General features: G+C 62.3%; 1 protein-coding gene. It reads right to left on the bottom strand.

Features of this window, described 5'->3' with window-relative positions; all coding sequences use genetic code 11:
- Positions 1 to 72: 72 nt before the first annotated feature.
- Positions 73 to 3,048 (bottom strand): Tn3 family transposase, encoded by a 2,976-nt coding sequence (locus GR303_RS24135; protein WP_161726991.1) that lies wholly within the window; start codon positions 3,046 to 3,048, stop codon positions 73 to 75.
- Positions 3,049 to 3,096 lie beyond the last annotated feature (48 nt).

The raw sequence follows: 3,096 nt of genomic DNA, 5'->3' as shown, positions 1-3,096 counted from the left end.
GGGGTCAGCGCAAGATCTGTTCCTGATTATACGCTAAGGTAGAACGAACAAGGAACGCCCTCTATCAACGGGCTATGCAGCGTGGGCCAAAGCCTTCGGCAATCGCAGGGGACGGAAGCCGTCCACGAGCACAGGCTGCTCGCCCCAGGCATAGGTGCCGGTGAGGTTGATGTGCTCCCAACTCAGAGGCGACACGTGTTTGAGTACCTCAGGCCGAATGATCCGTCCTTGGCGGCGGAGATGATCCACGGCTCGCCCGAGATACACCGTGTTCCAGTGTATGATCGCACTGACCACCAGGTTCAGACCGGAGGCACGGAAGGCTTGGCTCTCGAACGAGCGATCCCGGATTTCGCCACGCTCGTGGAAGAATACCGCGCGTTTGAGCTTGTGGGCTGCCTCGCCCTTATTCAAGCCTGCCTGACAACGCCTCCGCAGAGCAGGGTCCGAATACCACTCGATCATGAACAGCGTGCGTTCGAGACGACCGAGTTCGCGCAGAGCGCGGGCCAACTGACTGGGATTACGAGAGGCGGCAAGCCGCTTGAGGATCGTCGAGGGAGCGACCGTGCGTGTCTGGATCGAGGCCGCCAGATGAAGGAGGTCGTCCCAGTACTCCATGATCAGGGTGGTGTTGATTGGCACACCAATGTGCTCCTGCAGCGCAGGATAGGTCTCCGGTTTCTCGAAGGTATGGAGCTTCCGGTCTTTGAGGTTGCGCAGCCGCGGAGCAAACCGGCGACCCGTCAGGGCGAAGAGACCAAAAACATGGTCACTCGCGCCGCCTGTGTCCGTGAAGTGCTCCTGGATGTCGAGTTCTGTCTCGTGATCAAACAGGCCATCTAGCACGTAGGGAGCCTCGCTCTCGGTCGCGCTGATCGGCAGGATGCTGAAGTAGCCGTACTGGTCGGATAAGTGGCTGTAGAACTTCGAACCGGGTTCGCTACCGTAATGCAGGTTGATGTCACCACGCTTCCCGGCACGATCACTGGCTTGGAAGAACTGCCCGTCCGATGAGGCCGTGGAGCCGTCGCCCCAGAGCAGGGCATGTGGGTGCTGAGCGTGCCCGTCGGTGATGCAGGCCTGCGCCAGCTTGTACGTCTCCGGCCGGGTATGGAAGATCCGCTTCCAGGTAATCTCCTGCGGGCTCACTCCTTTCGAGGCTGCTGCCATGCGCTTGGCGCCGAGATTGGTCGCATCAGCCAGAACACCGGCCAGCATGGCCGGGATGCTGCGTGGCGGCTCCTGCGTACGGATATGCGTGAACCGATCGGCAAACCCGGTCCAGTGATGCACCTCCATCAGGAGATCAGGCACCTCGATCAGCGGGTACATGTCGGCCAGTTCCCACTTCAACTCCTCGGCCGCCGCCGGCACGTCGCCGGGCAAAGGAGTAACGACCAGCTGTCCGGCCTCAAGCCGGACGCCCTCGAGCTTGCCGTTGCGGGCGCGGTAGGCAAGCCGCTTCAGGTTGAAGTCGACCGTCTGTCGTGCCTCACTCAGATAGCTGATGGCATCCTGTGGCACACCGAGCCCGAGATCGTCCGATGCTTTCAGGGCGGTGAAGGCGGGCTTCGGCATCAGCTGTTCGTCCATGGGCCGGAAGGCGTGACTGCCCTCAACCCAGATGTCGCCGGAGCGCAACCGATCCCGTAAGACGGCCAATGTTGCAATCTCGTACAGGCGGCGATCTGGTCCAGCGTCTCCAAAGATGAGTTTACGGCTACGGGCACTGAGATGGCCTACCGGCACGCGCTCGGGCAGGGTGCGCCGGTTCGCGACCTGCAAGGTCTTGAGTGTACCGATCGCAGCCAACAACGAGTCATGTTTGCGTGACGAGCAGAACGTAAGGGTCTCCAGGAACTGCGCCGTGTACTTGCGGATAGTGCTGTAGCGCTCCGCTGCCAGTAGAAGCGGATCGGGATCAGCATCCCGCACCATGGCTTCGACTTCCGGTTGGGCCTGCAACAGGCGGTGCCACCCGACTTTATCATCGAGAACATCAATGGCGTTGCGGCCCGTGTCACTGGCGGTAACGAGAGCTCGCAGGGTGTCCCGGAACAGGCGCAGCACCTTGGTCGTATCTTGTTGAGCCTCAACATACCGCTTCTTGCGCCGAGCATTGGCTCGCGCGAAGAGCCGGCCGATCAGCTTGCTGAACATCGTGACCGCGGCATCCGTCAGCGCCTGCTCGAGCGTGATAGCTTGAGCCACAAGGGTGGCTCGTCTCCTGCGGGCGCCGAAGTCGGCAACCAACCACGCGGGTGTCACATCGCCTTCTCGCACGATCTGGGTCCAGCGCTCTGGATGGATCCGCGACTGCCGCTGGGGATCGATCGCCAAAGTGCGGACAAATGTCAGACGGTCCATGAGGCCAATCAGATTGTCGGCGCTTGGCGCATCTGGAGCCGATCGCAGCCACGCGAGCCGGGTCTGCTGGATGGCCGGGTCGACCAGGAGGAGAGCTTCGAGCTGCTCGATCTGGTCTACCGAGAGGCCATTCAGAAGAGCCGCTTCTGCCCGTTGTCGGGCAATGGCGCGCCCGGCAAGGCCAATCTTCTCGAGAGCAGCATCGGGTAAGAGAAGAGCGCCGCGTCGGCGCAACTCGTTCACGACCGCGGTCATGATCGGCAGACCGCTTTCGGTCGCGCTGGCGGCCTCGGCAGCTGCGAGAAGGGCTGCTCGACGATCGTCCCGCGTCGCGGTCCGGACGCCCAGGTACTTCGCCAGACGGTGGCTGTGCTCAAAGCGGGTCGGAATGCGACGCGCGTAGGATGCAAAAACGTCCGGGGCGATCCCCAGCTGCTCGGCCACGTAGGCGACCACGGCAGCTGGCGGGTCTTCGTCCATCCCCAAGACCCGGCCCGGATAGCGCATGATGCAGATCTGGACCGCATAGCCGAGCTGATTGTGAGGGCGGCGCCGGACTTCGGCTTGCAGACGATCCTGCGGAGACAGGGTGTAGTGCCGGATCAGGCTCTCCTCGTCGTCGGGAATCCCGAGCAACGCCTGGCGTTCGTCAGGGGTTAAGAGTTTCCGGCGGGCCATCGATTACCTCGCATAGTGTCGACTCAATCGCTCCTGAGGAGCCGGACA

Origin of the sequence: Microvirga arsenatis (assembly GCF_009910705.1) — a bacterium.
Classification (GTDB): domain Bacteria; phylum Pseudomonadota; class Alphaproteobacteria; order Rhizobiales; family Beijerinckiaceae; genus Microvirga; species Microvirga arsenatis.
The sequence above is the reverse complement of the archived record's forward strand: the minus strand, read 5'-3'. Positions and strand labels throughout refer to the sequence as shown.